Origin of the sequence: Candidatus Enterococcus wittei (assembly GCF_002140175.1) — a bacterium.
Lineage (GTDB): Bacteria > Bacillota > Bacilli > Lactobacillales > Enterococcaceae > Enterococcus_B > Enterococcus_B wittei.
In genome coordinates this window covers 1,166,031-1,174,163 of the sequence record NZ_NGMO01000001.1, presented here as the reverse complement: position 1 = coordinate 1,174,163, position 8,133 = coordinate 1,166,031, and the positions used below count along the sequence as shown (strand labels likewise).

General features: G+C 37.0%; 2 protein-coding genes and 1 pseudogene. 2 read left to right on the top strand and 1 reads right to left on the bottom strand.

Annotated elements, in window-relative coordinates; all coding sequences use genetic code 11:
- Positions 1–116: 116 nt before the first annotated feature.
- Positions 117–280, bottom strand: a pseudogene (locus A5844_RS14840) (ISL3 family transposase); the annotation flags it as partial.
- Between the two features lie 256 nt (positions 281–536).
- Here A5844_RS14840 and A5844_RS04350 point away from each other — a divergent pair.
- Both A5844_RS04350 and A5844_RS04345 read left to right on the top strand, forming a co-directional pair.
- Complete coding sequence (locus tag A5844_RS04350) at positions 537–5,408, top strand: hypothetical protein (protein ID WP_086284045.1); 4,872 nt, start codon at positions 537–539, stop codon at positions 5,406–5,408.
- A 156-nt stretch (positions 5,409–5,564) separates the two neighbouring features.
- On the top strand, positions 5,565–7,199 hold the full coding sequence (locus A5844_RS04345) for a hypothetical protein (RefSeq protein ID WP_086284044.1): 1,635 nt from the start codon (positions 5,565–5,567) through the stop codon (positions 7,197–7,199).
- Positions 7,200–8,133 lie beyond the last annotated feature (934 nt).

The window sequence follows — 8,133 nt, the reverse complement described above, 5'->3', positions numbered from 1 at the left end:
ATTTTATGAGTAATACTTTCTCATATTGAATCTCATTTTGTATTTTTTAATTTATAAAAGATTCAAAGTCCATAGTTCTTTTTTAATCCCTTGATAGAAACCTATGGATAAGTGGAGATGACACAGCGACAATGAACACATTCTCTAGTGAAAAGCGAAGCATTCCACGGTAGATCAAGCAAGTTTGGCTTTTATACTTTTCTTTCGTTAAACAATTTTCCTCACTTTGGATATTTAGGTCTAGAATAAGGTAATCTGTGATAATCTGTGTGTAAGGCAGCTTGAATCCTTCTTATGAAAGGTTTTCTAAATCAATTCTAAAAGATTTCAAGAAGTCTTTTCTATCTTTTTTTTCAATTAAAAAACTGCCAGTGAAATCCACCAACATCAAAAAAGTATAGAGCTGTAAACTAGAAGTTTTATTTTTTAATGTATTTTTTTTCATATTATATTCTATAAAGAGAAAGACATTTTGGAGTTTTTACGGCATACATGCAATAAATCAGCCGTACGATTTTAATGAGGGAGTGAAAAAGATGCCACAAAAAATAAGGATACCACAAGCTATTTTTAGAGAACAAATCGGTAAAGAAAACAACAAACGTAATGACAAGAGTAAATTGGGAGATGACCAAAGAGTTTTAAACACTATCTCCAATATGGCGGGGAAAACCCTAACACCTGCAGGAATAACGTACCCATTTGGTTGGTGGTATTCATTTATCACTCTCTGTAATGTGGTTCCACCAGTAGATTTTCCCGACCAACAGATGGTCGTAAAAAAAACTCCTCCAGCTTTTGAAGTGAATACATGGATCGACGTGAGAAAAGAGGGTAATCAGACTAGGATCCATTCCTTTGTTTCAACCTCTACCATCAATAATGTGCAAATATACTCGCCACTATTCTTGAATACGGCCCATACGATATCTCATCCTTCAACATCAATCGCATCATCGTTTATCAGTGCCAGTCCTCTTTTTGGCAATCAAAGTTTCTTTCATAAGACCCCATCCTCTACACAAGAGGTCATCGACGTAGCGAAAATCGCACATGAATTAACTCTTACTGTTCACCAAAAAGTTCATGATCTCTCCGAATTAGTGAGTTGTAACACCACGAGAAGGACAGATCAGGTGAACGCATGGATCGTCACAGGAGAAAGTGTGGAACAAACGAGTTTTACTACGGTTTGTCAGGGTGCAGTCGGTAGGGCTGAGGCACAGAATAATCAAAGAATGAAACAAGAAAGTGAGAATTCCACTCTTTCTTCAATTTATCTGAACAATACGACTGGTCATAGATTTCAGCATTTTTCTGCAGAAGAAATAGCTCGAAAATTAAGTGAAAACATTCGATCAAATTTTGAAAATAAACATAATGCAACAACAGTACCCAAATCGAATATACATAATCAAATGACAGAAACATTTTGGAATGGATTAGCTGAGCGATTTTGTCGGTTCTTTTACCCATACGAGAATACGAGCTATGCCCAAGAACATAGACGACTAAACGAAGTGGGGATAATGGCACAATTTGTTGACTTTTTGTTGCAAATTTTTTCGATAGATTATGGCGGAAAAGTTTCCGTTAATTACCAATCAGAAAAGAACCTACAGTCTCTAATGAGAACCCATCCCACGAAAAGTCTATCCTTATTCAAAACTTCGCAAAAAAAATCCAAGAAAGCGAAGCAAGAAAATAATCATCAAAAACTAGCTTCAAAAATAATTCTAGAAACAGTAACGGAAGGTCCACTTGTATTGCCTCCGGAAGAAGAGAATACTTTGACTTATCTTATCCATCTGGCAGAGGAATTTTGTGAATCGATGGATGGATTTCTCCAACAATGGGTGGGACTTCAATTTTTAGGAGCTGAAGCAATGCCCATTCATGTTGGCGCTGAGACAACTATCTCAGACAGTCCAAGCAATGCGACGTCAACTCCTATTGTAGTTTTTGGATCAAATGTGACTCAAGCTGAAGAAATCGATAACACTCAAGAGATTAATGAAAAAATCCAAGCCTTTTTGCGGGAAAATGCGGTTGACCCGACAAAGACAGTGGCTAAAGAGATAAAGAAAGAGTTAAGTCCACTTGAATGGACGAGTGAACAAAAAGAGAACATCCGCAAAAAGCTAGTTGATTTTTTCATGGAAAATGGAATTGTCTGTCAAGAATCTAATGACAGAGAACTAATGGAGACAGTCGGTGAGTGGGGGCTTCTTGAAGGTGCGACACCACCAACGTTGGATATGGTGAAAGTGAAACAAATCGCAAAAATTATTCTAGAAATGGGAGAAGAGGCAGTTATTTCAGAGGAACAGGCGGGACTGACTGTCGGATCATGGATCTATGAAACAATGAAAGACAATCAACCTGTAGCTTTAGCTCTTGTAGCAGAAGCCCCAGAACAAACAACAGAGATGAATACCACTCGATCAACAAGTACCCCTCAACCAACAAGTGTAGACAAACAAAAAAACAATATCGTCGAAACGGATGGCATTCAATGGCGTGATCCCAATGTACGAAAACAAGTGGAAGCCTTTTTTCAACAGAAGAAATTACTCTCGGATCAGCCAACCAAAGAAGAATTATTGGTCACTATGGGAAAACGGATCACAAAAGAAGAAAACAACCAATTGATCTTTGATTATGAAAAACTTCAACCTGTGGCGAAAGTGATCTTGAAAGCATTGAAATTTAATGACGAAAAAAATGAGGAGAAAATCTCGAACAAAGATGCCGAATTAACGGTCATGAAATGGGCGTTTGAAACGATACTAGGAAGTTCGATTGAGGCTTACATGGTCAAAAATCTGGTGTCAGTTCCTGATGTAGATCAATTTACCATGGGGCGCTTGAGAGATTTATTTACCGTCAGAAACTTGGAAAAAGAAGGATTAATTCAGCTAGATGTTCCTACTCTATCTCAAAAACAGAAGAGACGCTTTAATAAATTGTGGAACTTTTTACTCCAACAAGAGCTGCCCAACTATTTTCTAGACAGTAGTGGCTTAGCGGATCACTTATTGATTTCTGATTATGCTTCTTTGATGCAACTAACTGGGGCGAAAATTTTAAAAGAGGGAGGTTATCTTCAGTCATTCAATCCAGAAGACAGTCGATTGATGGGGCAACATTTCTGGAAAATGATCCTTGAAAAAGGAATCACTACCTATGAAGAATTCCGCCATCTCCTGTTGCCTTCTTTACTTGCGGTCGCTCAACTAGAACCAGATTTGTTACGTGAGGCATTGGCTACGGGCACCTACAAAGAAGTGGCTATCAGTACTTTCATTGGGTATCAACAAGAAGGCTATTATAAGATTGTCGACAATCAAGAACTCCTCGATCGTTTGTATAAAGCCTATCAAGAAGCCTTTCTTCAATGGCGTCGGAAAGAGGCGTTAGCCACAAATGTCGCTGAGAAGTGTCGCAGTAAAGGTTCTCATGCGCCTCTTTATATCATGAAACAAAATTATCTTTTAGGATTAGAGGGGCCTTGTCGAGATATCGATTGGTTCCCGCCTAAGTTAGAAGACGAGTATATCAAATTGACAAAAAACGTCTCAGAGGCGCATTTTCCCTTTGATAAAAAATTGATGGAATTTGCGTTGAATGCAGTTGATAAAAAAGAACGAGCGTTTATTTTCTCAAAAACAACTACCCTTTACGAGGGATTTGCCGAGTTGAAAAATGAAACTCACTATACAGGCGGGGCTCCGGGAACAGGTGGGATGTTACTGATTAATTTTAGAGGACGAGTGACGTGGGAGGATACGACGCTTAGTCTAGACAAAACCGACCTATTTGTGGCTGTTAATGGGAAGGAGGAACGTTGGTATGCGTTGAAGAGACTGGATGAAGAAGGGGGCTATATCCTCTATCGAGTCGATCAAGATCCCCTATCCTATCTCAAATATGGTTTATTTAATCGGAAAGATCTTTGGGAAAAAGGCTATCGACAAGTAGGAAATAAGATTCGTATAGGAGATAAATACTTTCAGTTCTCTGCCCGTGTGAATCGAAGTAAGAAATTATCCCATGGGGTAGAAATGGAATCGTTGATTGAGACATTGAGTCGTAAACATAGTGACCAACTGTATGACCAACTCTACGATTCGGGAAACGATAAAGCGGATATCGAAAAAGCTTGGGATACCATCAAGCATTTCATCCCATTTTATGATTGTGTAACAGGGATCATTGACCAAGACACTGGAGAAGCAGTTGTCTCGTGTACGATTGATGCCTTACTCATGATTCCGGTATTAGGCCAAATCACTTCCTTGAATATGAAGTTTGCATTAGGTGTAGCTAGAGCCTTTGCTCGAGGGGGAATTCGTAATGTGATTAGAAGCAGTAAGAGTTTTCTCCCAACAGCGGCTGAGACTAGAAGACTTGTGCTAGCTTTTGCACAAACTCTTGATCCAGGGTTTGAAACCCTCATAGGAGGAGGAAGGTTGATTGTTCGGAACTTAGTGAAGTACAAAAATGAATTACGTGAAGGGAAAAAAATCAAAGATTTGTTAGAAAGAGTCGAAACGCTGGATAAGGCGCAAGAAGGGTGGGAAAAATCGATCGAGATGGTCGAGTGGAATGGCTTGGAAGTTCCAGTGAGAAAAGTGAACGAACATTTGTATATGCGAGTGACAAATTTAGGAACTGCAGAGGTATTTGGCGGTTTATTTATGAAAAAAGGTAATCGTATAGAAGTCTATAGACCCGCCACCTTTACGAATGAACAACTAAAATTGATCAATTTCTTGGAGGTGAAGCTAGATAAAAATCAGATATTTATCGTAGAAGTTAATCCGAATCCTCAGGCCTATGGCACAGGAGAGATCACAACTGTAGCAAAAGAAGGAGAAGAAACGAAGCGCTTTATTCAGATGAAGGGAAAACTGATTGAGGTGACCATGACAGCCATCAAGGAACATGGGATCCGCTTGGATGTTTATGCCCATCATTCGGCAAAGATTTTACCGGTGAATTTTAATGGGATGGAATGGTATTTTGAAGCACCAACGTCTCCTTTCGTGGCAAAAGAAGTGGAAAAAGAAATCGCTAGCATGTTGGATCAATTTGAAACACAACAGAACCCAAGTGGACTTTCTGCCCCCGATGGAAAAGGGATGATGTGGGATACGTCTGGGAGATCCTATATCAAGATCAGCGATCATTACATTCCGCTAATTGCACTGGGAAAAAATGAGAATCGTTATTATTTAATGAAAAAGGATTACAATGAGTTAAAGACTGTCTTGAGTTTTGATGCAAAAAATGGCAAATTTCGTTTTGAGACAGGTCTGGAAAAGATGAAAGTAACGGAGACAGAAACAAAAGTTTCATATCAAAGAGGAAAGCCAAAGGGGGAAAGTGACCTAAATGAAGGTTAGTCAAGAGTTTCACAAGGAGAATCACCCGGAACATCAGGTACTTCAAAAGAGACAAAAAATACTTCACAAGAAATAGGTTCGCAAACTAATGGATCTGGGAAGGTATTAGCGTCTGAAACTTTTGATCGTTTCAAATTTGGTAAACAAACTGGGGATGTGTGGAATGACATTCCTCCTTCAAAAGAAAAATGGGATTTATGGAATAAGCTCAGAGGAGCAGAAGTCTACAAAAAGCCCCCTTCTATAAGAGTGGAAGATTCTACCGTTGAGCTTCCACCGTTATCTAAATTTGTTTCAGAACTCACTCCTACTTTTTATCCTAACGATCATGAAATAAGAACTGCTATTGTAGCACAAATTAAAGAGCGTTTACCTATTGACTTTAACTTTCGAACATTTGCTGGAGTTAAAGTAAATAAAATGCCAGATTTTCTCAAATCGTTTGTGGAAGATCTAGAAGAAAACCTTGTTCAAGCATTGGATTATTTAGATACAGGAATAGCGATATTTAAAAATTTATCGAGTAAAGCAATTCTTTCAGAAACGAAAGAAGGACAATATTTGACAAAACTGTTTTCACTAGAAGGACTTGATAATCAGGAAGAAATTTTAAAAGAAACGATTAAAAGATTTTTGTCGATATCAGAAAAGGTCAAAAATTTCCTTAAACAATCAAAGCTATGGGATTACGAAAATATTTTGATCGTCTCGGGAGATTTGATTCATCAAGAAGTGGGATCAGAAAAATATCTTTCACAATCTAACAAACTCCTCCCATGGGGACTTGTGGTGCCAGGTGATGCAGAATGTCGAATCATTATTTTTGCGGATGCTTTCCATATTGATCCTAAGCTTATTCCAAGTAGTGAACTAACACAGTCTGCATACATAACGTTCATACATGAAATAACACATCTTGTTTCAAATACACATGATATAGTAACCTATCCTTTACCTGATAAAGGTTTTAGAATTAGTGTAAAACAGCAAAGAGAGATAATTAACGACAATTTTACAACAATATTATATTCTGAACCTTTCGACGATTTTGTTAAGCAATTGGCTAAAGAGCTGAATTTACCGACCTTATCAAAAGAAGTCGTCAGAGAAGCAATGTACAACGATCGATTACTGCTTGTTAATTTTCTCTTAACGGATGCGGAATTCACTACAATCATCCTAAGAGATCTTATCGAAGGAAGAGCTTATGATGAGATTATTCGTGTCACTAGAAGTACAGATAACTTAAATTTGGAAAGGAAATTTATGTTTCTATTTTTTGCAAAGGCTTTTATATATGACTATCAAAGCTTTGAGAGAACATTGCACTTAAATAACGAAAAAGAAAAAAAAACAACAAAAACAATGGACAATGTAAGTACAGAGATACCAAGAAAAGAAGTAACTACAAATATAGAGAGTATAAAAAGAACAGAAACTTCTGAAACTACAAAAGACACAGTAAGCAAAGGACTTTTAGATCTTATAACTAACGGTATTATAAGCAGCAACAGCACAACTAAATTTGTGATAAAAAAACAAGAATTTACAGAACCTACACAGTCTAAACTAAAGCGAAGCGACTTGGATTTAGCCACGAACCCGCAAAAAAACAGCAATATGACTAGAACTGATATAAAAGAACAAGGAGTAACGAAACCAACACAATTTACATCTGGGCAAATTTTCTCGAATCTTGTAAGCATGAGTATTAAAGAAAGTAATAAGCTCCGTCAAAATAAATCGGATAGTCGAATACACAATCGACAAGAATTAACGCCACAATATTAATCAAGTAGTTCATAGTTGCCTCCATCATGTATCGAGACAAACCCAACATGATGGGGGAAAGAAGAGTGGGCTTTTTACCGAGGGATGCTTGGCAGAAATTAGTTAGCAGGTATTTACAATAACTGATAAATTAGCTATTGAGATTGATCTAGAACGAACAGCTCCCACCATCGCTATTATCTGTGTGGATGTTCCAGTGTCGTCTAAAAATCTAATTTGGATAAATCTGTTTTTCAATAAATCTTTGACTCCATAATAAATAACGTATTATTTGATTTATTATAACAAAGGTGTTAAAATTTATTCTGTAAACGTTTACAAAAAACAGAGGGTGTTGTAGAAATTAAATGAGATATGAGTGTTGGAATAATGGGGAATTTTGAACAAAATACACAGGGGATTGGCTATTTTTAGTTAATGGATCAAGGTGTATTTGTTGTGAATTTAGAAACAAAATATTCTTTTATATTATTACAAAAATGGTGAACTATTTTTAATCTCGCTAAGGATAGTCGTGTCATTTATAAGGTCTGTTCTAGGAATTGTAAGAATGACAGGACTTACTCGATTTCTTATTCAATTGTTTTTATATGGCTTTCGATGGATTCCGGCTCTTCTACAATTTATTGGTGGTTGGTAGGGAAAATACAACTGAAAAGACGTTACTTTGTGTAGGAAATGGAATAAAGGTACGTGTCAATATTTAACCCATAGATAATCTAGGGTAGCCTTTCGAGTACGAGTTTCAAAGCTCAAGGGAGAGAATATACAGCCTCACCTATCTATTAAATGAATGATCTCAAAATTAATGAGTTATATTGAATTAAAATAACGGGAGTTCTCAAACTTATTCTCCAATTGAAACAGGAAGATTAAAACCCTAAATTATAGAGATAGAGAAAAATACAATGTTGAAAAAGCAATAGAAAGGATA